General features: G+C 43.3%; 20 protein-coding genes. 5 read left to right on the forward strand and 15 right to left on the reverse strand.

Features of this window, described 5'->3' with window-relative positions:
* Window positions 1–74 precede the first annotated feature (74 nt).
* From ABJ384_RS13950 to ABJ384_RS13960, 3 genes are all read right to left on the reverse strand, one after another.
* Complete coding sequence (locus tag ABJ384_RS13950) at window positions 75–626, reverse strand: hypothetical protein (protein WP_086196650.1); 552 nt, start codon at window positions 624–626, stop codon at window positions 75–77.
* Window positions 627–934: 308 nt separating this feature from the next.
* Complete coding sequence (locus ABJ384_RS13955) at window positions 935–2,446, reverse strand: glycoside hydrolase family 19 protein (protein WP_349928022.1); 1,512 nt, start codon at window positions 2,444–2,446, stop codon at window positions 935–937.
* A complete protein-coding gene (locus tag ABJ384_RS13960) occupies window positions 2,446–5,310 on the reverse strand; it encodes a type VI secretion system Vgr family protein (RefSeq protein ID WP_200224776.1) in 2,865 nt (954 codons plus the stop codon). Before ABJ384_RS13960 ends, ABJ384_RS13955 begins: the two co-directional genes overlap by 1 nt.
* A 223-nt stretch (window positions 5,311–5,533) precedes the next feature.
* Between ABJ384_RS13960 and ABJ384_RS13965 the strand changes: the two genes are divergently transcribed.
* The 4 genes from ABJ384_RS13965 to ABJ384_RS13980 all read left to right on the forward strand — a co-directional run bounded on the left by ABJ384_RS13965 (window position 5,534) and on the right by ABJ384_RS13980 (window position 11,371).
* Window positions 5,534–6,688: a methionine aminotransferase gene (locus ABJ384_RS13965; RefSeq protein ID WP_200223490.1), complete on the forward strand. Its 1,155-nt coding sequence runs from the start codon at window positions 5,534–5,536 to the stop codon at window positions 6,686–6,688.
* Between the two features lie 118 nt (window positions 6,689–6,806).
* A complete protein-coding gene (locus ABJ384_RS13970) occupies window positions 6,807–8,177 on the forward strand; it encodes an MATE family efflux transporter (RefSeq protein WP_200223488.1) in 1,371 nt (456 codons plus the stop codon).
* Window positions 8,178–8,341: 164 nt separating this feature from the next.
* Entirely contained in the window at window positions 8,342–9,709 is a 1,368-nt protein-coding gene (locus ABJ384_RS13975) for an LLM class flavin-dependent oxidoreductase (RefSeq protein ID WP_200223487.1), read from the forward strand.
* A gap of 300 nt (window positions 9,710–10,009) precedes the next feature.
* A complete protein-coding gene (locus ABJ384_RS13980) occupies window positions 10,010–11,371 on the forward strand; it encodes an LLM class flavin-dependent oxidoreductase (protein WP_200223486.1) in 1,362 nt (453 codons plus the stop codon).
* A 114-nt stretch (window positions 11,372–11,485) separates the two neighbouring features.
* On the opposite strand, the gene ABJ384_RS13985 is transcribed toward ABJ384_RS13980, so the two are convergent.
* Both ABJ384_RS13985 and ABJ384_RS13990 read right to left on the reverse strand, forming a co-directional pair.
* A complete protein-coding gene (locus tag ABJ384_RS13985; RefSeq protein WP_349928025.1) occupies window positions 11,486–12,313 on the reverse strand; it encodes an ABC transporter ATP-binding protein in 828 nt (275 codons plus the stop codon).
* 37 nt (window positions 12,314–12,350) lie between these two features.
* Window positions 12,351–12,566: a TOBE domain-containing protein gene (locus ABJ384_RS13990; RefSeq protein WP_086176493.1), complete on the reverse strand. Its 216-nt coding sequence runs from the start codon at window positions 12,564–12,566 to the stop codon at window positions 12,351–12,353.
* A 229-nt stretch (window positions 12,567–12,795) separates the two neighbouring features.
* Between ABJ384_RS13990 and ABJ384_RS13995 the strand changes: the two genes are divergently transcribed.
* Window positions 12,796–13,884 (forward strand): sigma-54 dependent transcriptional regulator, encoded by a 1,089-nt coding sequence (locus ABJ384_RS13995; RefSeq protein ID WP_300045453.1) that lies wholly within the window; start codon window positions 12,796–12,798, stop codon window positions 13,882–13,884.
* A gap of 198 nt (window positions 13,885–14,082) precedes the next feature.
* Here ABJ384_RS13995 and ABJ384_RS14000 read toward each other — a convergent pair whose 3' ends face one another.
* The 10 genes from ABJ384_RS14000 to ABJ384_RS14045 form a co-directional block, all read right to left on the reverse strand.
* Window positions 14,083–14,913 (reverse strand): ABC transporter permease, encoded by an 831-nt coding sequence (locus ABJ384_RS14000; RefSeq protein ID WP_300045456.1) that lies wholly within the window; start codon window positions 14,911–14,913, stop codon window positions 14,083–14,085.
* Between the two features lie 22 nt (window positions 14,914–14,935).
* Window positions 14,936–15,769, reverse strand: a complete 834-nt coding sequence (locus ABJ384_RS14005) for an ABC transporter ATP-binding protein (RefSeq protein WP_300045459.1) — start codon at window positions 15,767–15,769, stop codon at window positions 14,936–14,938.
* Between the two features lie 21 nt (window positions 15,770–15,790).
* Complete coding sequence (locus ABJ384_RS14010; RefSeq protein WP_349928029.1) at window positions 15,791–16,819, reverse strand: ABC transporter substrate-binding protein; 1,029 nt, start codon at window positions 16,817–16,819, stop codon at window positions 15,791–15,793.
* An 11-nt stretch (window positions 16,820–16,830) separates the two neighbouring features.
* Window positions 16,831–17,643 (reverse strand): ABC transporter permease, encoded by an 813-nt coding sequence (locus ABJ384_RS14015; RefSeq protein ID WP_349928031.1) that lies wholly within the window; start codon window positions 17,641–17,643, stop codon window positions 16,831–16,833.
* A 2-nt stretch (window positions 17,644–17,645) separates the two neighbouring features.
* Entirely contained in the window at window positions 17,646–18,488 is an 843-nt protein-coding gene (locus ABJ384_RS14020; protein WP_349928033.1) for an ABC transporter permease, read from the reverse strand.
* A complete protein-coding gene (locus tag ABJ384_RS14025) occupies window positions 18,485–19,735 on the reverse strand; it encodes an MFS transporter (RefSeq protein WP_349928036.1) in 1,251 nt (416 codons plus the stop codon). Before ABJ384_RS14025 ends, ABJ384_RS14020 begins: the two co-directional genes overlap by 4 nt.
* 15 nt (window positions 19,736–19,750) lie before the next feature.
* Window positions 19,751–20,806, reverse strand: a complete 1,056-nt coding sequence (locus tag ABJ384_RS14030) for an ABC transporter substrate-binding protein (RefSeq protein WP_349928038.1) — start codon at window positions 20,804–20,806, stop codon at window positions 19,751–19,753.
* Window positions 20,807–20,831: 25 nt separating this feature from the next.
* Window positions 20,832–22,331 (reverse strand): DUF3138 domain-containing protein, encoded by a 1,500-nt coding sequence (locus tag ABJ384_RS14035; RefSeq protein ID WP_349928040.1) that lies wholly within the window; start codon window positions 22,329–22,331, stop codon window positions 20,832–20,834.
* A 94-nt stretch (window positions 22,332–22,425) separates the two neighbouring features.
* Window positions 22,426–23,934, reverse strand: a complete 1,509-nt coding sequence (locus ABJ384_RS14040; RefSeq protein ID WP_349928042.1) for an amidohydrolase — start codon at window positions 23,932–23,934, stop codon at window positions 22,426–22,428.
* Window positions 23,935–24,275: 341 nt separating this feature from the next.
* The gene (locus ABJ384_RS14045; RefSeq protein WP_200223479.1) at window positions 24,276–25,124 is read right to left on the reverse strand and encodes an SDR family NAD(P)-dependent oxidoreductase; all 849 of its coding nucleotides are present in this window, start codon (window positions 25,122–25,124) and stop codon (window positions 24,276–24,278) included.
* Window positions 25,125–25,149: the final 25 nt, after the last annotated feature.

A 25,149-nucleotide genomic window follows, 5' to 3' on the forward strand; every position in this document is an offset into this window, starting at 1 on the left:
AAGAAAAAATCAAATAGTCAGAATTTTCTTAAACCCCTCAAAGCACACCATAGTTCCATAAGGAGGCAAAAGAATTAATTACATACTGTTGTATCTTGACATGCTATCCATCCTGAAGTCGTTCGACCATTTTTATTTGTATATACAATATTTAACCATCTAGAACTCACTTCTTTTATTTTAAATTTATCGCCTTTAATCAAATATCCGATATGTTCTGGGGTAAAATTATTAACATCATTAATAAATGTTTTACGAAGTACTATTCCACTATCAAGATTTCCATTCATCCAATCTTTAAATAACTTTGAATTTAATTCATTTTTTAAGTCACTCTGAGTAGAATAAGGAAATTTATATATTATTTTTTTGTGTTTATAATCTATTATATCACCACCACTACCAAAAAAATTAGATAACTTTTCATTTTCCTTACAAAAATTATTTTTATTACACTCATAGGCACGTATCATATAATATTTATTTAAATAATTAAATCTATTTAGTGGGTCTCTATAATCTTCACTATATGAAATCCCAAGAAAAATATTATACTTATCTTTAAAATTGTTAGAAAATATATAATCAATTTTCAGATCATTAGCAGGAACCTCATAAGAATCCATTTTATTTATTTTTTTCCACAATCACTTATATATACATCCAGTTTATTAACACTCTCTCTGGACTCCACACACTGATAATCATTTAATTTAAATATATTTTTTGCATAAATAGAAGAATTTAATATTATAGACAGAAAAATAAATATTAATTTTTTAAAAAAATAATTCATTTACATGTACCATATTTAAAAATAAATTTTCTAGCTATCTCTTTTTTAGCTATTTTTCTTTCATTCAATTTCATTTCTCCACCATTTACTAAGTGCGTTATAGAAGTTGTTATACTATCCGAATCAATTTTTATGCTTTCACCTGCTGTAAGACTGACTATTTTTCCATTTTTTTTTGTTTTTCCAAAACCAAATCCCTGTCTCTATGGCTACACCATAATTATTTTCTAAAAGATTAGGATTATTAACAATATCTAAACCTGTTCCTTTAGCACAATCTTCATAGCCTATAAAATGGGTTAAGTGTAATACCCCCCTTCCTCTATAATCTCTATTGGGATATTTATCATTTCCATATAAATGAAAACCATATGCAGCATCATTATCGGCTAGATGATTCCAAATATAATTAAGTTTCTGCTGTCTAGTATATCCTCCCATGCCACGTCTCTCAAAACCTAAATTTATTGCCGTTGGAGATATTCTATAAATATTTTCAGGTTTCTTAAAAGTTTTCTTAGTATAATTCAAACTCTCTCTTAGTTTTGTAAAATTCTCAGTTTCTATTTTTCCCTGAGCTAAAATATTAACTAAGTCTCTACAAGAGTTTACTCCATATTTTTTCATAAAGTTAGGTAACTTTAATAATGCTGCTTGAAATTCAGCTTTAGCTTTCGGAGCGATATTTTTTATAAAATCTATGTTAAGTTTTAAAGACTTCCCACAAGTCATACATGTAATACTTTCTGTAATAGGTTTATTAATATTCGGTTCATTTTTCGCTGTGCTACCGATTGTTACATCCACATCTAAATGCAACTTAACTGAACTTTCCTTTATTCTTTTTGGTAAATAATTTACCGATTTGAGTGGCGTACCATCAGGTTTATATACTGTTATTTTTAACCATTTTCCAATATAACCTCGAACTGCAAGCTTTCCATTTGAAACAGAAATTAGATTTTTTTCTTTGCTCTCTAGAGCCAATATTTCAACATTGGTTTTTGCTACATTATATTTATTATCATTTCTATCCAGCAGCGTAATCGTCGATAAACTTTTAAAGTTATCGCAAGATTCATCTAATTGAATAAGGATTGGCTGTTCAGAACCACTGCCAGAATTTACAGATTTTTTTAAAACAAATGTATCACCCGATGTCAGCACTAAAATTTCAATGTCCCGATTTGGAGAAGATTCTATTTCTGCCAGTCCTTCTTGATTGGTACAACGCTCAAAAGAATTTTTCCCTTTGGGACGCGATTGTATAGGAAAGTTGCTCATCACTTTTCCATGACGATCAACCACCTTAAAAAGATTTTTTACAGTTTTACTTTGAGGAATTTTTATGTTTTCTTGTCGATATTCTTCAATCGTTTTGGGTAAATAAACTTTTACCGGATAACTGGCAGATGAGCTTACGGATGAATTCATCATTTTAAGAACTGTATATTCTTTAGCATTCGGTGGTTTAGCTAAAATTTCAATTGTTCTGTTAGAAGAAGCCTGAAAGATGAAAAAACCCTTTTCATCTGTTTTTTGCTGGTTTTCTCTACTTGAGCCTTGATAACGGGACTTTACATTTAGATTAATAATTCGTTGACCTGATTTATCATAGAATTTAGAAAAAATTGTGATTAGATGACTCATTAATCAAAATCCTCTTCTGTGTAAACGTCATCATCTTCTAAAATTTCTTCTTCTGTTTCTTCTATCAGCTCATCACTATTATCGTTTGATATATCCTGACTTAAATAAGTATTTAAAGAATTAAATCCCAAGGCGGTAAATTCTGTTTGTTGTGGCGTATAGAACCTGAAGGAACTCATATTTTTTTCACTATCCAGCTCATTTTTAATATTTTTAATTAATTTTCCATCTGATTGATCAACAATAAAAATTTCCTTTTCACCCTCTGAAAAATGATTCCAGCTGTAATCCAGCTGATTACTATAAGGCGTTTCAAGCATTGGTAAACTGATCTGAGGCATAACTACCTTCCCTCCTCCTACAAAACTATGTTGTCCCGCCTTACTCTCAAACTTGCCAGCCGTAGTCGTAAAAATACCTTCTGCATTGATCTTTAACTGTGAACCACCCGCTGTCAGTACAATTTCTTTCGGGCTGGTGATTTCAATCTGGTCTTCGGTCGAAATCAGCTTAATGACCTTACGGGCTATGGCTTCAATAGCATCATCCTGTGCTTGAAGCTCGACTTTGCCTTTCGCCGCATATGCACTAAAGCCCTGCTGCGCTGCAAACAGGCTGATCTTGTCTTGAGCATGGCCAATGAATGACTTTTGCGTTGAGAAATTAATTGCATCTCCAGCAGTTTGACTGATCTGCCCATCAGCAGAGAAATGTAAATCTTCATGGGTGACACAGGCGATGGAGCTTGGCGCTGCCAGAATCATCAAGGCCTGTTTAAAGGCATTTACTTTAGCTTTATCCTTATGTTCCATCCGTTCTAGAAAATGCTTTAAATTGTCTAAAATGGTGAGTGCATCCGTTTGCTGATTTTTCGCTATGTCGTTGAGTGCTTTTGAATGATTGAAACTATTTTCAAGCTGACGTTTGGCCTGATTCACCTCTAAATGATGACCTGCCGCGCTATCTTGTTTATGTGTGGAAATGAGCAAACCTTCACCCGCCCGAACAGCACCCCAGTGATCTGTTCTTAACTCAAAACCTTCACCACGACCCTCACTGGCCTCAGCAGCTTTGGGATGGCTAAGATGTCCCAAATTCAGCTGACTTGCGCCATGGCTACTCTGTAACTGGCTACTGATCTGTCCAGAGGTATCATCAAAACGCAATTGGTTAAAACCCGAACTACCAACTTCCTGCGAGCGGATACCACTGAGCTTTTTGGTCTCCGGTAACTTACCTTTGCCATCAAACATGGTCTGATGGCGTTCCGCTTCATGAATCCGCCCCACCACAAAAGGCCGGTCCACATCCCCCTCAAAGAAATCAATCACCACAATTTCACCAATCCGCGGATGAAAACGCACACCATAACCTTCACCTGCCCACGGGGTCAGGACATCCACCCAAGCTGAATCGCTATCATTGTCATTGCTGCCGGCTCCGCCATCATGTCCATGATCCTCGTCACGGGTAAACAAAAAGCGGACTTTAATTCGCCCCCACTGATCGACATAAATACTTTCCCCTTCCGGACCGACCACTTTGGCTCGTTGCGGATACGCAACCGGTCGGTGATTTAGGGGATGATATTCAGGTACTACGGCAATATTGCGGCGCACCAGATACAGCTCATCTCCCTGTCGTTCCTCACCCTGCTGCTGCCAACGGCTTAAACTCAACAAGCTATCGACTTGCCGATGGATGTCTTTTGGCAAATTATTCTGGTTATAAAAAGATTTACCTAAAATCAGGAATTCTTTGTCTGAACCTGAATGCTGGTCAATTTCAGGATGGCCGAGCAATTCAAACCAGTAGCCCACATGAGCATCACGTACACTGCTCTGGGCAGTAAAATATTTGGCCTGCAAGTCTTGGTACTGGCTCAGTTGCCGGTTCAGTTTTTCCAGTTGCTGGTTGTTTGAGACAGTACTTTGATCCGTACCCGTTAAGTCAGGTGTCCATGCGGGGCTAATGCTCCAGGCCTGTTCCAGACTTAAACTTGCATTGTCCTGTACATCACTATGCTGATGCTTGCTCAACTGGGAATAGGGTTGATCCTGAGACAGCAGACTGGCTTGCCATCGCTGAGCCTGAACGGCGGTCGATTGCAAAGCGCGTTTGGCAATAAAACTGGTGATGCTGTCAAACGCTTCTGCGGCATGGCTGCGATGAAAGCGCACCGATCTTCTTTTTAAGGCATTAAACTGATGATTCTCATCAATCAAACATAATTTTTGCGCTTGAATGCCTGCTGCCGAGCTGGCAACGACATGCTCGGCTTCATCAATCAGCCAATTAATGCCTTCGCTGCGCCACAGTCGGGTTAAAAATTCATAATCGGTTTCATTGGATTGCATCACAAAAGGCCGCACATCATATTCTCGGCTCAGGCCTTGAGTATTCAAGCTTAAACTTGCGGAAAATAGCGCACTTTTAGCTTGCCATTCCTTAAACAGGATTTCGCTAATCTCACGCACGCTTTTGTTCATAAACACGCGGCTGTTACGGCGCTTGTGCCACAGTGCCGTTGCATCTTCAAGGGTCAGTTTATACAGGGTCAGTGCACCATCACTTTGACCTTGGCTGGCACCTGTCACGATGCCCGTGATTCGGGATAACTCGCCTGAATCCGTCACCTGATCCACAGCCACCTGTCCGCCAATAAATTGTTTGAGCGGAATATAGGCATGTGTCGACAGACATATCAGTTCAGCTTTTAGGCCCTGATTGATGCGGTGCTGCCCTTCAATACGTTGAATAAAGACCTGAGCATTCAGCAACTCATTGGAAAACTGGATGTGCAGGGCGCGCTTTTGCAAACTTAAGCCCACACTGTCCATTACAGTATGGATATTTTTAAACATGTTCATTTATTGTTGTTATGGCTTTATTTTAATTTGAGACGCATTCTAGGAAATGTTGTTTTTTTCGTCCAGTAGGTTTTTTGTTAAATTTCTCCATCAGCGTAATTCATTTAAATGGATGAAATTAGATAAAAATGTACAGAGCTTAAGCCTATCCTTTTATTTTGCTGTGCTGCGCTTGCTGTTACACTGAACAGCATAAGAATATTGAAGAGTTCGGGTCATGCTTGAGATTCATTCCAAACTACCGGCACAGGGTGTCACTATTTTCAGCGTGATGACCGCGATGGCACATCGCCTGAATGCCTTAAATCTCTCTCAGGGTTTTCCCGACTTTGCTGCTCCACCCGCGCTGCTTAAAGCCTTAAGCCAAGCTGCTCTAGATGGTTTTAACCAATATGCACCCAGTGATGGTTTGATTTCACTGCGGGAACAGGTAGCCCAGCAATTTTTACAACGCGATCAATTGGTGATTGATCCGCTGACTGAAATCACCATTACCCCCGGAGCCACGATTGCCATTTTTGTTGCCATTCAGGCCCTGATTCATGCCGGTGATGAAGTCATTATTTTCGACCCCTGTTATGATAGTTATGGACCCAGCGTTAAATTAGTGGGTGGCAAAGCCATTCATATTGCTCTGGCTGCACCCGAATTTTCCGTAGACTGGAACCGGGTGAAAGATGCCATTAACAATAAGACCCGGATGATTATTGTGAATACTCCGCATAATCCGAGCGGTGCTATCTGGTCAGGTCAGGACTGGTTAAATTTAATTGAACTGATTCGCGATAAAAATATCATTGTCCTATCCGACGAAGTTTATGAGCACCTGATTTATGACGGTCAAAAGCACTATTCGGCGCTGTCATTCCCTGAATTACGTGACCGCAGCATCGTAGTCGGTTCCTTTGGTAAAACTTTCCATGTCACCGGCTGGAAAACCGGATATTGTATTGCCTCACCTGAACTGATGAAAATATTCAGACAGGTCTATCAGTTCGCCAGTTTCTGCGGGGTGACACCAATACAAATGGCGCTGGCCACATTTATGCAGCAGCATCCCGAACATATTGAAGGGCTTGCAGATTTTTATCAGGAAAAGCGTGACCTGTTTAATTCAGGCCTGCGTAACTCACGCTTTCATTTTACCCCTTCACAAGGCACCTATTTCCAGAACCTGAATTACAGTACTATCCGTCCCGATCTGGATGATGTCGAGATGTGTAAATTCTTGGCTGAACAGCATGGCATTGTTGCCATTCCAATCTCTGTGTTTTATCAGCAGCCACCGGAAAACTTACGTTTAATCCGTTTCTGTTTTGCCAAAAAAGATGAAACTTTAGAGCAGGCTACCGCCATTTTATCGGCTGTTTAAGTTCATCATTTGCAATCAAATTTGGCCTTGGTTACGGAAAAACTAAGGCTTGTTTAAGCTAACTCAGGTAGGGTTAGTAATGAGAATCAAAAGATAAAAAATAGTTACAGGACGTTCCATGCCTCCTCATCATCACTCCTTGTTCAACCAGCAAAAACTTTGGAAAACATTTCTGATTTTTCTGTGGCCATTGATTGCGACCAATATTCTGCAAAACCTGTCCGGAACCATAAATACCATTTTTGTCGGGCAAATGATGGGGGTGAATGCCATTGCAGCGGTGGCGGTATTCTTTCCAATTCTGTTCTGCCTGCTGGCTTTTGTGATTGGGCTTTCCACAGGTGCAACGGTATTGGTTGGACAGGCTTGGGGAGCAAAAAATATTGAAAAAGTGCGCTATGTGGTGGGGTCTACCCTGTTCATGACCCTCATTGGCGGTAGTATCATTGCCCTGCTGGGGGTGTTTTTTGCCGAAAATATTCTGTTGGCCCTAGGTACCGACCCAGAGGTGATGCCCCTATCGCTGCCTTATGTACAGTGGATGCTGGCTGGCAGTCCTTTACTGTTTGTTTATATTATCTATAGCTCGATTTTGCGTGGAGTCGGTGACAGTACCACCCCGCTAATTGCTTCTGCCATGACCATTCTGATCGGGGTCCTGATCACCCCGGTGCTGATTGGCGGATATTTTGGTTTTCCGAAAATGGGCATTATTGCTCCAGCGATTGCGACCGCTGTCGGTTATATGGCAGTCCTGATCTTTTTGTACATTTACCTGAATAAAAAAGGTCACCCGCTGAAGCCTGACCGTCATTTGCTCAGCCACATTCGCCATCACCCGGAAATGAGTATAATTATTCTACGTTTAGGTATTCCTACCGGCGTTCAAATGGTCACCACCTCAGTTGCCGGACTGGTGATTGTCGGGCTGGTCAACCATTATGGTTCACATGCCACTGCAGCCTATGGGGCAGTCAATCAGGTCTTGAATTACATCCAGTTTCCCGCCCTGTCTATTTCCATTGCCGCCTCCATTTTTGCAGCACAGGCGATTGGTGCAGAAAAATCGGATCTGCTCAATAAAGTGACCCATACTGCACTCGCTATGAATATCGTGATTACCGGTGGATTGGTGGCTCTAGCCTATCTGTTCTCGAAATATCTGATGGCGCTGTTTATCACCGACCCGACGGTGGTGGTACTGGGACAGCAGCTGTTATTTATTGTGCTGTGGTCCATCCTGTTCTTTGGTGCCAGTGCAATTTTTGCTTCCATCATGCGTGCCAGCGGTACCGTGACCCTACCGATGCTGATTAATATTGCTGCGATTTTATTGATTGAAGTGCCCTGTGCCTACCTGTTCAGCCGATGGTGGGGCTTGCAAGGCATCTGGTATGCCTATGCCCTAGCCTTTGTCATCCTGTGCATCATGCAAGGCATGTATTACCAATTCGTGTGGAAGAAAAAGACCATTAAGGCACTGGTGTAATATTCAGCCTTTAACAGCGAAATAAATCCAAGCAAAAAACTTGTGATTGGCGTTTTTCCTGCTTAATCCATATTTTTTATATGGATTTAATTTTATCGTATTTTTAAGCCTGAAAATTCCTTGTTATAACCAGCTGACAACATAAAAAACACAAGGTTTTTCTCATGGCTGAACGTAAAATCCGTCTTGGTGCTTTTATTCCAACCACTTCTCAGCATGCTGCCGGCTGGCGTCATCCGGACTCACGTCCGCAGAATCATTTAAATATTGACTATGCCATTGAGCTGGTCAAAACGGCAGAACGTGGTTTATTTGATGCCTACTTTTTGGCGGACACTTTAGCTGTACGCGGCGACTGGGGTTCCGCCACCAGCAAAGGCTGGGGTCTGGGCGATAAAGATACTGGCTTTGAACCAGTCACCCTATTCGCTGCCCTGTCTGCAGTGACGAAAAATATTGGTTTTGTCGCTACTGCATCGACCACCTATGAGCACCCATATACGCTGGCACGCAAATACGCCTCACTGGATCATATTTCCAAAGGACGTGCGGCATGGAATGTAGTCACCACAGCCTCTAAACAAGTCGCGCGCAATTTTGGCCTGTCCGAACATCCAGATGCAAAAAGCCGCTATGCACGTGCACATGAATTTATTGAGGTTGCACAGAAACTCTGGGATTCCTGGGAAGATGATGCCTTTGTATATGACAAAGTCTCTGGACAGTTTTTCCAGCCAGAAAAATTTCATGAACCTCAGCACAAGGGCAAATATTTTGAAGTGCAAGGAGCATTAAACGTACCGCGCCCGCCACAGGGCTATCCGGTGATTGTACAGGCAGGTCAGTCGGAAGATGGCCGTGAGCTGGCTGGAAAATATGCCGAAGTGATTTTTACTGCACAGCAGAATTTAGCCGATGCACAGGAATTTTACCGTGATGTGAAAGGTCGTTTAGCTAAATATGGCCGTCATCCGGATGACCTGAAAATCATGCCGGGTGTTTCGATTTTTGTGGCAAAAACGGCAGAAGAAGCACAGGAAAAATACGATCTGTTAAACAGTCTTATTCATCCACAAGTCGGTCTGGGTCTGCTTTCCGGTTTGGCCGGCGGAATCGATCTGGAACAATATGACATCGATGAGCCTTTCCCTGAACTGGATGAAAGCTTGATCAATTTTGGCAGTCGCCAGCAGATGATGATTGATATTGCCCGCAAGCATAACTTTACCATCCGCCAACTGTATGAATATGTAGCCTCTGCACGTGGCCACTGGACGCTGGTGGGTACTCCTGAGCAGATTGTGAACCAACTACAAGAATGGTTTGAAAATGAAGCTGCAGATGGCTTTAATATTCTGCCACCAAGCACGCCTGCCGGTTTAAATGATTTTGTCAACCTGATTGTGCCAGAACTGCAGCGCCGTGGCCTGTTCCGTACCGAATATGAAGGTAGCACCCTTCGTGAAAACTTGGGACTGAAACGTCCGGAAAATCAGTATGTACTGGCGCAAAAACAAGCGCAGGCCTCTTAATTCAAGAACTACCCAAATGCCCTTCGGGGCATTTTTTATGTATTTTGAAATTCACCTCATTTTAATCTTTCTCATCACTACTTTGCCCCAAAGTATTCTTTTTTGAAGATCGACCTTATTTCATATAAGTACTGCATTTTTTCTACTGTTGCATTTGCAACAAAGCAACTTTTTTACTGCTGAACATTAAACACATAAAAATATTATGTATTTTATATTATTGTTTTAATTATATTTTTAAAATGGCATGCATCTTGAAATAGACACTATTGAGAAAAATACACTTCATAGGATAGAACAATGTCTAAGCGTCAAATTAAACTCGGTGCCTTTATTCCCACAACATCGCAACATGCTGCCGGCTGGCGTCATCCTGAATCGCGTCCGCAAGATCATTTAAATATTGATTATGCAATTGAACTGGCACGAACAGCAGAAAAAGGCTTATTTGACGCCTATTTCCTTGCCGATGGTTTATCGGTCAGTTGGGGTAATGCAAAAGAAGGCCAACGGGGTTTAGGCGACAAGGCGGTCGGTTTTGAACCGGTGACCTTATTTGCAGCCCTTTCAGCAGTGACCCAAAATATCGGTTTTATTGCCACCGCATCGACCACTTATGAAGATCCCTACATTTTAGCGCGTAAATATGCCTCGCTGGATCATATTTCCAAAGGTCGGGCTGCCTGGAATGTCGTAACCACAGCTTCAGCTGATACCGCGCGTAACTTCGGACTGGAAAAGCATCCTGATCCGAAAACACGCTATGAACGTGCTGATGAATTCATTGAAGTGACACAAAAACTCTGGGATTCCTGGGAGGATGATGCATTCCTTTACAATAAGGAAAGCGGCCAATTTTTTGATGTCAGCAAATTCCACGAACCCAAACATCAAGGAAAATACTTTAAAGTTGATGGCGCCTTAAATGTCTCTCGTCCACCACAAGGTTACCCGGTGATTGTACAGGCAGGTCAGTCGGAAGATGGCCGTGAACTGGCAGGTAAATATGCCGAAGTGATTTTCACCGCGCAGCAAAGTCTGAGCGATGCACAGGAATTTTACCGCGATGTAAAAAGCCGTCTGTTGAAATATGGCCGTCATGCCGATGACTTGAAAATCATGCCGGGCGTATCCATTTTTGTTGCGAAAACTGAACAGGAAGCACAAGAAAAATACCAGTTATTAAACAGCCTGATTCATCCCAAAGTTGGCTTAAGTTTACTGTCAGGTTTATCCGGTGGAATTAACCTGGAGAAATATGACCTGGATGCCCCCTTCCCTAAACTTGAAGATGCCGATATTAATTTCTCCAGCCGCCAGCAGATGATGATTGATATTGCGCGTAAGCACAATTTCAGTATTCGCCAGCTGTATGAATATATTGCCTCGGCACGTGGGCACTGGACGCTGGTGGGTACACCGGAACAGGTGGTCGATCAGCTACAGAACTGGTTTGAAAATGAAGCAGCGGATGGCTTTAACATTTTACCGCCGACTACCCCAGCCGGCTTAAATGACTTTGTGGAATTTATTGTGCCGGAACTGCAACGCCGTGGCCTGTTCCGGACCGAATATGAAGGCAAAACCTTACGCGAAAATTTAGGTTTGAAACGTCCAGAAAACCAGTATGTGCTGGCAGGTCAACAAGTCAAAGCATCTTGATTGAAAAGCAATTGAATATCCCTCATTCGTGAGGGATTTTTTATCTCTGGCTGTTTTAAGCAGACATTAAAAAACCTACTTTACGCAGGCTTTTGGATAAAACAGGACATAGCATTACCAGGCAAATTGATAATCTGAAAACTTCGCTGCCGGTTTATTACGGTGTAACTGGTCTTTTAACGGATCGCTAAAATCCGTCAAAATGTCATTTTTAATATTGTGCAAACGTACATCTTCACGTTTACGCGGATGGGCAACCGGGATATCAACAATACGTTTAATCCGACCCGGATGCGGCTGCATCACCACCACACGATCCCCTAAAAATACTGCTTCTTCAACGTCATGGGTCACAATCACCATAGTGATTTTTTCTGCCTGCCAAATCCGCTGTAATTCGTCTTGCAGGTTCTGACGGGTTAAGGCATCCAGTGCGCCAAAAGGCTCATCCAGAAATAAAATTTCCGGACGATTGACCAAACTGCGGGCAATCGCCACACGCTGGTTCATGCCGCCTGAAAGCTGGGATGGATAGGCATTGGCAAAACTGGTCAGATTGACCAATTGCAGATGTTCATCAATCAGTTTGTCTTCTTCAGCCCGTGTCAGCTTACTCTGATGCAGTGCAATACGCACATTTTCACGCACGCTTAACCAGGGAAAAAGACGGTGGTCCTGAAACACGATCCCGCGCTGTAAACTGGTGCCAAAAATCTTTTTGCCATCCACCTGGATCTGGCCTTGATAGCTATTTTCCAGTCCTACCAATAAGCGTAACAGTGTGGACTTGCCGCAGCCACTGCTGCCGACAATACTGATGAACTCACCTGGCTGAATGTCTAAATTGATATCGTCCAGCACAGTTAAAGCATCATTGTTTTGTGTCGGATAGGTTTTGCTGAGTTGCTGAATAGATACATGGCCTGTTGCTTGCTTTGTCATCTCTCAATTCTCCTGTAAAGCTTGAGGCACTGGCGAATTAAAGCTTCGCCAGGGACACTTCCGTCGATTTGATCAACACCACCACTTCAGAACCGACTTTAAGGTCCAGGTCTTTGACTGAACGGGTACTGATAATTGAAGTAAACAGACCAGCTTTGGTTTCCACATTTATTTCTGAAACAACGTCACCTTCTAATACTTCTTGAATAATGCCTTTAAACTGGTTACGTACATTTACTGAAGTAATTGCCATTTTAATTCTGCCTTTTGTTATTTAGAGATCTCTAATATAAAACAGATTATTGATTTGCTTTATCTTGATTTATCCTTTAGTTATCCCTATTTTTTTTATCTTTTAAACAGATAAAGAATCCCAGCTTTAATTTATATCTGAAAGCGATAATCAAATACCGATATATTATTTATCATTCCATTTTAAATATTTCATGATGATTAACATTTTCAACAAGTATAAGAATCTCATGTCTATTTTAACCCACCCCAATGTACCCTCTGCCCTGAAGCATAAGCGTGCAACGGCGACGGTATTTGAAGATCCTTTATCACAGGCGCTGCTTGCCCGTATTGAACAGATTGCACCAAGTGAAGCCAATGCGTTGATTATTGGCGACACCGGCACGGGCAAAGAACTGGTCGCCCGGCAGATTCATCAGCTCAGCCATCGCGCCAAAGGCCCGTTTGTGGCGGTGAACTGTGGCGCTTTCACCGAATCATTAGTCGAAAGTGAACTTTTTGGACACGAAAAAGGTGCTTTTACCGGTGCAATCCATACCCGTGTGGGCTGGTTTGAAGCAGCCCATAATGGCACTTTATTTTTAGATGAAATTGGCGATTTATCGCTGTCAATGCAAGTCAAATTATTACGAATTTTACAGGAACGCGAAATCGTGCGTGTCGGTTCGCTCAGGCCGATTCCAATCAATGTTCGCATTATTGCCGCGACTAATGTCGATCTGGAAAAAGCCGTACAGGACGGACGTTTCAGGGAAGATTTATTTTATCGCCTGCATGTGGCTTTACTCAGAATTCCAAAGCTTGCAGAGCGTCGTGATGACATTCTGCCGCTGGCAAAACACTTTATTCAGGTCTACCAGACCGACCCGCATGCGACCCCATTACGTCTCAGTCAACTGGCGCTCAAAAAGCTGACTTTGCACCCTTGGCCCGGCAATATCCGCGAGCTGGAAAATACCATTCACCATGCCGTTTTAGTCAGTAAAAATGGCGTAATTGAACCGGAAGATATTACTTTCTCCAGTATTCAATCGATTGCCCAAAAAACTGAATCTTTTAGCTTTGCTTCAACTGCTTCAGTGAATGGAACAATTAAGGATCTTCAGGATGCAGGACAACTTTTGGAACAGACATTTCAGCGTATTTTTCAGTCTTCGGAACAGTTTAAACAGACCAATATCAATGAGCTGATTGAAGAAAAATTTATTCGCAGTGCCTATCAATACTGTCAGTATAACCAGGTACATACGGCCAAATTATTAGGCGTGACCCGTAATGTGATTCGTACCCGGTTAATTAAATATGGCTTATTATAAATATCCACCAATTTATTTTATTATGCTTTTACTTTACTATTTAAATTTTAACCATATAATAAAAAACCTCGATTTATTTATCGAGGTTTTTTATTAGTCTTCTTTTATAAATTCCTTTTTATTTCTCCCTATGGGAGAAATAAAAAGAGGGTGTGAATAATTATGAAAGAAGTCTATTTTAATGTTTTTTATTTTTTATTATTCGACTGGATTACGTTTCCAGGCCGTAAAATATTTTTCCAGGCCAATTAAAATATAATTAAACGATAATCCGACTAAGGTAATCACTAAAATTCCCACGAACATTTGTGGAATTTCAAAACTGAACTGTGAATACATAATCAGATAACCCAGTCCGGCTTTGGCACCAAACATTTCTACTGCCACCAAAGCCAGGATCGAGATTGCACCGGCCAGACGGATACCGACAAATATGGTCGGGACAGAAGCGGGTAAAATCACTTTACGGAACAGTTGATAGGGTTTTAAACCCATGGTACGTGCAGATTTAATCAGTAGCGGATCGACCGTTTGTACACCGGTAATGGTATTTAAGAGAATTGGCCAGGTGCAGGCATAGACCAGCAAACTGATTTTAGAGGCTTCGCCAATACCTAAAAATAAAATGAACAGCGGCATTAAAGCCAGCGCCGTGGTATTACGAAACAGTTCCAGTAATGGATTGAGGGTTTCCGCAACCAATTTGTACCAGCCGATCACCAAACCCAGTGGAATGGCAATCGCTAAGGCCAGAGCAAAACCAATGATTGAACGCTGAATACTGGCAAAGAAATGCGTACCCAATTGACCACTTTGATAAAGCTGCCAGGCCGTTTCCAATACGATAGATAATGGCGGTAAAAATGCCGGACTGACCACACCTGTTCGAGGTAAGGTTTCCCAAAGCAGTAAAAATAATATGATGGCAATACTGCGTTTAAAAATGGTGTTCAGCCAGCTTAGTTCCAGGCGTGGTTTGGACGGGCTAAAGGCTTCGCTATGCGGAATCGCCTGTTGAGTCGATGACATGATGAATAATCCTCAATTTTATTTATGCGTGAGCAAGCTGTTTATCTTTTTCGAGTGCTTGTGCCTTAATCACTTCTTCGCTTAAAAGCGACCAGATTTGATGACGTAATTGGCCATATTCCGCAGTTGAGCGAATATCTTCGGCATTACTTTTTAGACTTGGTGGAATCTCGATGACTTCTTTAATGCGTCCAGGGTGTGAAGTCATAATTGCCACGCGCTGGCTCAGGAAAATTGCTTCATCAATACTGTGGGTAATGAAAACAATGGTTTTTTTCGAGCTTTGCCAGATTTTAATCAGTTCTTCTTGCAGGGTTTCACGGGTTTGTGCATCCAGTGCGGCAAAGGGTTCATCCATCAATAAAATTTCAGGTTCATAGGCGAGGCTGCGTGCAATTGCGACACGCTGTTTCATGCCGCCTGAAAGTTCATTCGGATAATGCTTTTCAAAGCCAGAAAGTCCCACCAGTTGCAGATAATACTGCGCTTTCTCACGGCGAGTTTTTTTATCTACACCTTTAGCTTCCAGACCAAATTCAATATTTTCTAAAGCGGTCAGCCAGGGATACAGCGCATATTGCTGAAACACAATGCCACGATCCAGACCCGGTTGGGTAATCTGTTTGCCACTGAGTAAAATCTGCCCTGAAGAGGGTTTGGTCAGGCCGGCAATCAGGTCAAGTAAAGTCGATTTACCGCAGCCGCTAGGACCCACGATGGAAACAAATTCACCTTGCTGAATATCTAGAGTGACATCTTCAACCGCCACGAATTCAGGTTTGTAATTTTTACTGTTGGGATGATTTTGTGCGGGAAAAACCTTACGCACATGATCTAAATTTAAAGCACTGGTCATGGTTATATTCCTTTTTTAATCTTAATTTTTTTGTGCTGCATAAGGATTAAATTCATTGCTGTACAACGTGCTGACATTGAGCTGATGCGGCTTTAATTTCTGCTCTTGTACCAAAGCCTTGACCCAAGGTGCGAAGTCTTGGTCTTTTTGCACCCCACCCACTGCATGTACACCGGTTCCGGTATAAAACGGAATCAGGACTTTGGTTTCGTTGCGCTGACGTTTATCAATAATGCTTTCCATACGCGCAATAATTTGTTCTTTTGGTGTGCTGTGTAGCCACTCTTGTGCACGTGCCACACCATTGACAAAGGTTTTGGCCAGCTCCGGATTTTGCTCAATAAAGTCACGGCGCATTGAATAACTGCCGGCAGTAAATGGTCCATAAAGCTCAATATCTTTAAACACCGGACGCACCCCACCGCTCTTTAATGCGCGTTTTTCCAAAATGCCCGAGAACACGGCAATATCAATTTGCCCATTGCGTAAGGCTTGCTCGGCACTGATTGGCGGCAAGACAATCAGCTCCACCTCACGGATTTCTTTTTCGCTTAAACCATGACGCAGTAAATAATCTTTCACGATAAATTCATAATGTGCGCCAAAGGCATTTACCGCGACTTTTTTGCCAATAAAATCGCGTGCGCTACGAATCGGGCTATTTTCCAGTACATAGAAACCCACATTCATTTCCGCATCACTGCCATAAGATGCAACAACTGGCACGACATCCAGACCTGCAGCAATCACTTTGACCACAACACCATTAAAGGCCGAGGCAAAATCGACATCGCCTGCAACCAGCGTGAGCAGGTCTTGTGGACCACCCTGTACCGTGCCGACATAATCCAGTTTAATTTTGCCCAGGTAACCCAAGTCTTGTGCCAGTTCAGGCAAGGACACCAGACCGGGATAACTTTGGTAACGCAAATTCGTCACTGCTGCGGCAGGATTTTTTTCCAGCTGTTGTGTGCTACAGCCTGCAACGACACTTGCACCGATCACGGCAGCCAAGAGCGCTTTTTGCCAAAATTTTGGGAGTATTTTCATTGTTATTTCTCCTAACTGCGCTGTTGCCAGCGCAGGACTTTTCGTTCTATGCGGACAAGGATGCTGTTTAAAATCACCCCGACAAAACCAATGCTCAGCATGCCTAAAATAATCAAGGACACATTAAACTGCTCACGACCACGAATGACCAGATTACCCAGTCCAACGCCATAATTTGCCAGTAAAAATTCGGAACCTACCGTTGCCAGCCAGGCAAAAATCAAACCGAGTTGCAGACCGACAAAAATCTGTGGACTGGCGGCCGGTAAAATCAGCTTGCGGTAGGTATACAGCTTTGGAAATTGATAAACTCTTGCGACTTCGCTGTATTTCTCGCTGATGCTGCTCACGCCTTCCAGGCTATGCAGGGCCACGGGATAGAACACAGAAAGGCTGATAAACAGGATTTTTGCACCATTGCCGTAGCCTAAAAAGGTCGAGATCAACGGTAACCAGGCAAACAGCGAGACCTGACGCAATACGTTAAAACCAGGTGCAAATAACCAGTTGATCCAGCGTGTAGTCCCTAAAGCCACGCCAAAGGCAACACCTAGACTGGCGCCAATCGCATAGCCGACAAAATTACGGCTCAGGCTCGCGGCAAAACCCTGCCAAAATTCGGCTTGGCTAAAGCTCTGGATTGCTCCGTTAAATACCGTCAAGGGTGATGGAATCAGTTTGGCATCCAGCCACTGTAAAGCGGACGCCACAGCCCAGAGTGCAATAAAGGCGAGGGGTAAAATCAAGGCTTGCAGCACTTTAATACTTTTTTCCACACCCGAATTTACACGGATAGCTGATTTTTCAAGACGGAGTTCTGACATGATTAGCCCCCTACTCGTGTTGCGTAAAAACGAGCAAGGCGTTCAAAGGCAGCCAACACGCTGTCTAAAACAAAGCCCGTGATGCCAATTAAAATGATGCCCATGAAAATAATATCCATCTGCATCAATTGACGTCCCCATACCATCAGGAAGCCGATGCCTTCACTGCTTGCCAGTAATTCCACAAAGACCAACGCCAACCAGGCTTGCATCACGCCTTGGCGCAAACCGCTAATAATGGCAGGCAGGCTTGACGGAAGAATCACTTTTGAAAAAGTTTGAAGTTTGGAAAATTGGTAGACCTGCGCCACTTCTAATAAGCGGCTTGGCACCTGTTGAATGCCTTTAAATGTTGCAATTAATACTGGAGAAATGACCGCTAGTGAGATTGCAACAATCTTCAAGGCTTCATCAATGCCCAAGAAAATCATCAGCAATGGAATCCAGCCAATAATCGGAAACTGGGTCAGTAAGTTGATACTCGGCAAGATGAAACGCTGCGCGCGCTGTGACAAGGCAAACCAGATCCCCAAACTTAAGCCTACGCTCACCCCTAAAGCCACACTCCAGAAAATACGTTTGGCACTGGTGGCAAAGTGGAATTGCAAATCGCCAGACTGCCAAAGTTCAACAGTGGTCGTCCACACCAATTGTGGCGCGGGCAAAATTTGCTCTGGCAACCACTGCTGCACGGTTGCCACATACCACACCGCCAAAAACAACACCGGTAGCAGCAGACCACAAGCCAATTGCAAGGTTACTTTCAGGTATTTCTTAAAAAATTCAAATGCACTACGGTAACTTTGCCACTGTACCGAATGTGTGCTTACATTCGTAAGGCTCATGATTCTTGTCCTTCTGCTGGTTGTTGTGAATCATCAGGCTTTAAAAAAGAGATAAATGCCTGATCACGAGAGATCAATAAAATCAGTCCGATAAAGGCCAGACCAATCGGGAAAAACAGGTTTTGCAAGCCGACACTGGCACCCAATACAGCCCCTAAAAAGCCGCCAAACAAGCCACCGGCTGGGCCAACCAGCGCTACAATCGGCGAAATTTTTGCCATTGCGGTTTGCTCGCCGACTCTGGCAAATGCCATAAAGTTGGCAATGTGCAGCATGCCCAAACCGAGACCCAGCATCAGCGATGCCGGCCACATCCAGAATGTGACCGGGGTGATGGCCAAAATCAGTAAGGCACTGCCCATTAAGCTCAGTCCGATCCAGTAAAATTTCGGATAGCCAATCAGTTCGGCCCAGCCGCCCAGGGTAAATAAGGAACCGACAAAAACCAGGCCTTGGGTCGTCAACAACATGACTGCCGCCGATTCAGCCATAGAGAAGCTTTGAATGGCGATGACGACAATGAAAAAACCAAAAAAGTTATTGGCCAAACTGCTTAAAAACTCTAAAGCGCAGACCATACGTAAGGCAGCATGGGTTTTCAGTAATGCCAGTGGAGCAACCACATCTCGCCATTGAAAATGAGGTGTATTGGCGGCAGTCTGAGGCACTTGCTGAAAGCAAAACGGGGCAAAAAATAGTGTGGCCAGAAACATCAAGGCCACACAGTAAAAACTGCTGCTATAACCAAAGTGCTGAATCAGCAAGACGGTTAAAGCCGGGGCAATCAGGAAAAATCCCATCATGTGTGAACCCCGGAACCAGCCTGCTTTGGCTGGCCCAAGACGCTTTAAATTGCTCAGGAAAACGGTATTAATCGAGACAAAGCGCATCGGCAAGACAAAGCTCACCAAGGCTGTCAATGCCAGTAAATACCAGGCACTTTCCTGCAGTGGGGTGAGCGCATACAAAGCTGCACCCATCACACTGCCAAGACTAAAAACTTTCAGTGAACCGAGACGCTGCACCATGACCCCAATCGGCAGCGCCATCAACAAAATGCCTGCACTTTGCGCTGCTGCAATCAGTCCCAACTGAAGCTCTGTTGCTTCGAGCTGCACGGCGTACAATGAGATCAAAATACGGGCAACACCGACGCCTAAACCGGCAATAATGGTCAAAAGTACAAAACTGCCCATGAATTTTGCGCTCAGGGGGCTAAGGACAACATTGCTTTCAATCGGATTCATAACCACATTCCTGAATTATTTCGGCTGACCATTGGCATTAAATGCACGCCAATAGTTCTGTAAATTCAGTTCTTTCAAGGCATTGTTTAAATACTTCGGCTCATACCAGGTTTTGGTATCGACATCGCGGCGGATAAGTTTTGCGTCTTTGGCAATTTTTAATGCGCTGTCAATTTGTGCATGATGAAACTCGTCCAGTAATGGCGAAGTACGGTCTTTCAGGTTCCAGCCATCCCAGGTTTTTTGGTAATCGACCAGTGGAATACCGCTTTGTGACCACAGTTTATACTGGGTGACACGGTTGGCTTCTTCCGAGCTCCACTTTGCCTGTTTGATCAGCGTGGTAACGACACGCTGCGTCACTTCTGGATATTGTTTTTCAAAACTTTCAGTTACCCAGAAATGCGCCAGTGGGGCAACTTTTGGATCTTTAATTTCAATAAGCTTCTTGGCGACCCCACGTGAAACCAGACTAAAGGGTGAAGTAATCGCAGCATCAATATCCCCGGTAGCCAGTGCGGTACGAGCAGAGTAAGCATCTTGTGAAATGACACGTAAGTCACGTTCAGTAAAGCCATATTTAGCCAGGACACGGTTAAAAACGATCTGTTGATTTGTCCCTTTAAAGATTGAAAACTTCTTGCCCTTTAAGTCTGCAAATGACTTGGCATTTGAACCTGCAGGCACGACCACATAGGTTGGGCCAAAGCGGCCTGTTGAGAACAAAACCTTGGTTTTTAAACCGGTTGAACGCCCCACCAATGACGGCAAGTCGCCATGTAAAGCAAAATCGACTTTACCGTTGGCTAAAGCTTCATTGGTGGCAGGTCCTGCACCCGGAAAGAATAACCATTTCACCGCAATGCCATCTTTCTTAAATTCCTGTTCCAACACACCACGTAAATGCGCTGAAGCAACAAAGCTCCCGCCTGTTTTTGGCTTCCCGCCTTCACCGGCACCCGACATAGAAATGCGGATTTCTTTCGGGTTGGCGGCATGGATGTGTAAACTTAAACCGAATGCGGAGAGGGCTAGAAATGTTGCCGCAATTTTTTTAGAAAAAAGTTTCATTCAATCTGTTCCTTAACAATCAAAATTAAAAGGTGTACTGGAATTGCGCCTGCAATTCGTTGGTGTCTTTTTGGGTGGCCGTCTCAATGTCATAAATGTAGTGATTGAGCTGTAACTGGAATTTGGTGGTTTGGGCAAAAAACAGGTTTAAGCCCAATGAATGAATGTCATATTCACCTATACGGCCACTTGCGCTATCGAGATAATCTTTCTGATTTTTATTCGGGTTATAGCTGTCATAACGGTAGTAACCCTGAACTGATTTCGGCCAGAAATCATCAAACTTGGCATTGGATTTAATGCTGTTATAGAACTGGTCACCCAAGGTATAAAATGCAGTGACGGTATGGCCTTCTGCTTTGGCTTCTTTTATGGCTGGTACAGTCGTATCGATATAATTTGTCTTGCCCTGCAGATATTCATAGGTCACGCCAAAGGGTGCATGGTTGTAATACACGTCAAAACCCAGGCGATCACGTTTGGCTTTGTTGTCGCTAATGCCTGAGCCGGATAATTTTGCTTCGCCTTTAATATAGGACGCACCGAATTTCAGCTCGCGAAGCCAGCTGGCATAATCCACAGGTAAGGTAAATGCCACGCGACCGATATAATCTTTGCTATTGTTGTCATCGGTTTTATTACTGCCATTACCGTTGGTCACCCCAAGCGCGTATTCAAACAGCGGAGCACGATAGTTCGCACCATAGTCCACAAATGGCTTGACATCGCCACGCACAATCAAGCCATTTTGACGGGTAAATAAACCTAGATACGTGGGTGCGGTTGCAGTGCTGATAGTGGGGCGTAAATCTTCCGGAGATTGCACGTCCAAGCCGAATGGCAAGAGTTGTTGACCCAAAGTCAGGTTCAGCTTGGGAACTTCTGCACCGCCATTGGTGGAAAATACGTGATAGCGTAGGTAAGCATCCAGCAAGTTAAAGTTACTGTTGTTGCTGCCATCATTACGTTTTGAATAGCCGAAAGAGGCCTGGTAATCGAGGTTTTTGCCTTCGTTATAATCTTTAAACAAGTTACCGCGCACGCCCAGCAATGCCGTACCCACATCAAAGCTTGATTTAGGCGTATTGGGTGCAGTGTTATTGTCCTGCACATTGGCACGCAGTTGCACCGTACCGAATAAAGTTGTATCGCGGGTCGACTTCACGGTTTGACGTTCGTACTGACGAGACTGGTCATATTTATAGTTTTCGATATCGGCACGCAAACCTTCAATATCGTCGGATGTTGCAGGGATCGCTTCAGCCGTTAGTGTCTCTTCACCAGTTGCGCTGTCTTGATCCGTCAGCACTTCGCTGTTATCTGCATTCACAGGGGGTGGAACAACTGCTTTTTTTGTGGATGTCGAACTTTGCACTTCCACTGCATTTAAACGCTGTTGTAAAACTTCAATCTGCTTTTTGAGTCCCTCCAATTGCTTGTTGAGAGTGGCATCCTGGGCAAAACTAAAACTCGATGTCGTCGTCAGAATAAATCCAATCGCAACAGTTAAACTCGTCTTTCTCATTGTTACATTCACTTCATCTATTGTTTTAAATACAAAATTTCCCCTACCCCATGCCAAAGGCATGAGGTTGTTTCAATTTTCCGAGTAATTAGGTTTAAGCGGCCTGATTGTTTTTCAGTTTGTGTTCAACTTGCGTGCCCTTGAAGAAATCAGGATTATTGGCGGTATAGAATTGGTATGGGTTGGTGAACACCAGGGCCTTGAAGTCTTCTGCCGTAATCGCGCCTTCTTGCACCAAGTCCCAAGTTTCTGCCAACGGCTCAGTTAATTCAGGTACATCCCAATGGCCAGAATCTGATGAATAGAGCGCATTAATTTTCTGACCAAATGGATTGCCTTTAGGATTCAATGCACCGACAATCGTGCGGTCATCTGCTTCATTGCCAAAGTAGAAGTTCGGTACCCAACGATCCCAAATGTCTTGTTTGTTTTGTATTTTGGCCAAGGCAAAGTCATTTATTTCAGCTGGATTTTGCGTCTGGAAACGTGAAGTTGAAGCCACGCCAAATAAACTCTCGATAATCTCGGCTTCATTCAGTTCACGACCCTGGTACAGGGTATGTCCATATTGACGATAGAGCTCTAGCGCCAATTCACGGTTTAGCCGTTCCGGGTTGTACTGTTGCACATGTTCATTACCGCGTTTTTCAAAACGGTCAACCAGATGAGTTAACACGTTTTGCCCCCATGCTGCGCCTGCTTCTAACAAGGCAATACGAAGCTGTGGAATACGTTCAGTGACACCGCCAAAAAACAAGGCTTTGGCCAATGCTTCAGAGGCATCGGCAAAGTGGTTAATGTGGTTGAACATATAATTGCTTGGTGAATTACGTGCCACCCAGCTTTGACTGCCCGAGTGCGTCGACAGGTTAATCCCCAAATCCACACTCTTTTGCCAGAACGGGTCGTAGTCGTATTCACTGTCGATGCCGAAGAAATCTAACCAGTAAGCATAACGACGCAGATCAGTATCTTCAGGATATTTCTCTGCAACAGCCTGAATTGGACGACGTACTGAACCGGGAATCAGTGCAGCTTTTAATCCCAATTTTTGTGCAAACTCGAGTTCCTCAATCCCTTCTTGCGGCGTATTGAGCGGAATCGCAGCCACTGGCGTCAATCGGTCGGCATAAGGCTGATAGATGTCGGCATGAAAATGGTTAATCGCACGGGTTAAGGACAGACGCAGGTCATCATTGGATGAATTAATTGGAAATAAAGACAGATTCGGATAGAGCACAGCATAGTCCGTACCGAGTTCTTCTAGACGCTCATACAATAAGCCCGGTAAGGCAACCGTTGCCAAGTCATAGGTATTTTCTGAAGGGAGTGCCCAAAATGGCGGACGGAATAGACGACGGTTTTTACGTTCTTCTGGGCTGGCGTTGTACCACTCTGCCGCTAATGCGTTTAAACCATTACTTTTTAAATGGCTACGAAATACATCGACCACACGTGAACCCCCATACTGCGCAATATAATCCTCCAGAGCCGGACTATAGGCATTGGTATGGATATCCGTATCAATCACCGGATAATCAAGCTGAGAACGTACTTGAGCAGCACGCGATTGTTTTGCCTTTAAATCTTTTAAAACTGTCATGAGGTTTACCTAATTTCTTATCATTACACCTCCCTGTTATTACAACAAGCGTGCCAACATTTTAAGTTATTGTTTTATATATACTTATTACAATTATCCCAACCAAATATGTTGGTTTTAACGCGATATGTGTGTTGATAATTCAACACTTGCTTATTTAAATTCAGCTGGTTTTTTTATTTTTATTTCTTATTTTTAGATATAAAGTTATTTCTGAGTCTCTCCTATACCTTCAATTGACGGGTTAAAACTTAAAAAAGCATACTTTTGGGCGGATTTGAAAAGCTGCATTTCAGCACATAAAAAAACCCGCAATTTGCGGGTTTTTTAAAAGCCGTATTTTAAGCCGATTTTTTGTTTTTATTGCTAAATTTGGTGGCGAATGCAGTGACACGCTGATAACCGGTCGGCAAAATGCGCTGGATTAAGTCCAGAGTTTTGGCATCGTTACCAATCAGTAGACGGCGCTTGTCTTTTTTCACCGCTTCCAAAATTTGGCGGGCAGCTTCTTCAGGTGGGCAACGTAATAATTTATTAAAAGACCTAGCAGATTTTTCTGGATGCATGCCTAAAGACCGTATGCTGTCATTCATTTTTGCCGCATTGGCAATATTGGTCCGAATACCGCCCGGATGCACACAGAGTGCACTCACGCCACAGTTTTCCAGGTCCAGTTCCTGCCGCAAGGATTCGGTAAAACCACGTACCGCAAATTTGGTAGCGTTATAGGCAGACTGGGTCGGCTGTGCGGTTAGACCAAACAGACTGGAAATATTGATAATATGACCTTCACCCGATTGCTTGATTAAAGGCAAGAACTCCTTGGTGCCATATACTACGCCCCAGAAATTAATATTCACAATCCATTCCAGTTCTTCGTAACTCGCCCCTTCCACGGTTGAACCCAATGCCACACCGGCATTGTTAAAAATCATGTTGACTGAACCATGATCCTGAACAGTTTCAGCAGCCCAGGCGCGCACTTCTTCCAGTTTGGCCACATTGACTTTTTTTATTGTCACACGAACATGACTGTCTTTGACCAGTTCAACTGTTTTCGCCAAACCCTGTTCATTGACATCACTTAAAGACAAATGGCAGCCTTGCTTGGCCAAAAGTACGGCCAATTGCTGCCCAATACCCGACCCTGCACCAGTAATGGCTGCGACTTTATTTTTAAAATTTTTCATGAGCTATCCTTATTCAGCTTGCTGA

The organism is Acinetobacter sp. A1-4-2 (genome assembly GCF_040233925.1).
Classification (GTDB): Bacteria; Pseudomonadota; Gammaproteobacteria; order Pseudomonadales; family Moraxellaceae; genus Acinetobacter.

Bases quoted from the DNA above. Each gene is read 5' to 3' on its own strand.
- ABJ384_RS14005 (WP_300045459.1), bottom strand. From the start codon at position 15,769: ATGACCAGTGCTTTAAATTTAGATCATGTGCGTAAGGTTTTTCCCGCA.
- ABJ384_RS13980 (WP_200223486.1), top strand. From the start codon at position 10,010: ATGTCTAAGCGTCAAATTAAACTCGGTGCCTTTATTCCCACAACATCG.
- ABJ384_RS14030 (WP_349928038.1), bottom strand. From the start codon at position 20,806: ATGAAACTTTTTTCTAAAAAAATTGCGGCAACATTTCTAGCCCTCTCC.
- ABJ384_RS14040 (WP_349928042.1), bottom strand. From the start codon at position 23,934: ATGACAGTTTTAAAAGATTTAAAGGCAAAACAATCGCGTGCTGCTCAA.
- ABJ384_RS14020 (WP_349928033.1), bottom strand. From the start codon at position 18,488: ATGAGCCTTACGAATGTAAGCACACATTCGGTACAGTGGCAAAGTTAC.
- ABJ384_RS14025 (WP_349928036.1), bottom strand. From the start codon at position 19,735: ATGAATCCGATTGAAAGCAATGTTGTCCTTAGCCCCCTGAGCGCAAAA.
- ABJ384_RS14015 (WP_349928031.1), bottom strand. From the start codon at position 17,643: ATGTCAGAACTCCGTCTTGAAAAATCAGCTATCCGTGTAAATTCGGGT.
- ABJ384_RS14010 (WP_349928029.1), bottom strand. From the start codon at position 16,819: ATGAAAATACTCCCAAAATTTTGGCAAAAAGCGCTCTTGGCTGCCGTG.
- ABJ384_RS13975 (WP_200223487.1), top strand. From the start codon at position 8,342: ATGGCTGAACGTAAAATCCGTCTTGGTGCTTTTATTCCAACCACTTCT.
- ABJ384_RS13985 (WP_349928025.1), bottom strand. From the start codon at position 12,313: ATGACAAAGCAAGCAACAGGCCATGTATCTATTCAGCAACTCAGCAAA.
- ABJ384_RS13965 (WP_200223490.1), top strand. From the start codon at position 5,534: ATGCTTGAGATTCATTCCAAACTACCGGCACAGGGTGTCACTATTTTC.
- ABJ384_RS13960 (WP_200224776.1), bottom strand. From the start codon at position 5,310: ATGTTTAAAAATATCCATACTGTAATGGACAGTGTGGGCTTAAGTTTG.
- ABJ384_RS13950 (WP_086196650.1), bottom strand. From the start codon at position 626: ATGGATTCTTATGAGGTTCCTGCTAATGATCTGAAAATTGATTATATA.
- ABJ384_RS14045 (WP_200223479.1), bottom strand. From the start codon at position 25,124: ATGAAAAATTTTAAAAATAAAGTCGCAGCCATTACTGGTGCAGGGTCG.
- ABJ384_RS13970 (WP_200223488.1), top strand. From the start codon at position 6,807: ATGCCTCCTCATCATCACTCCTTGTTCAACCAGCAAAAACTTTGGAAA.
- ABJ384_RS14035 (WP_349928040.1), bottom strand. From the start codon at position 22,331: ATGAGAAAGACGAGTTTAACTGTTGCGATTGGATTTATTCTGACGACG.
- ABJ384_RS14000 (WP_300045456.1), bottom strand. From the start codon at position 14,913: ATGTCATCGACTCAACAGGCGATTCCGCATAGCGAAGCCTTTAGCCCG.
- ABJ384_RS13995 (WP_300045453.1), top strand. From the start codon at position 12,796: ATGTCTATTTTAACCCACCCCAATGTACCCTCTGCCCTGAAGCATAAG.
- ABJ384_RS13990 (WP_086176493.1), bottom strand. From the start codon at position 12,566: ATGGCAATTACTTCAGTAAATGTACGTAACCAGTTTAAAGGCATTATT.
- ABJ384_RS13955 (WP_349928022.1), bottom strand. From the start codon at position 2,446: ATGAGTCATCTAATCACAATTTTTTCTAAATTCTATGATAAATCAGGT.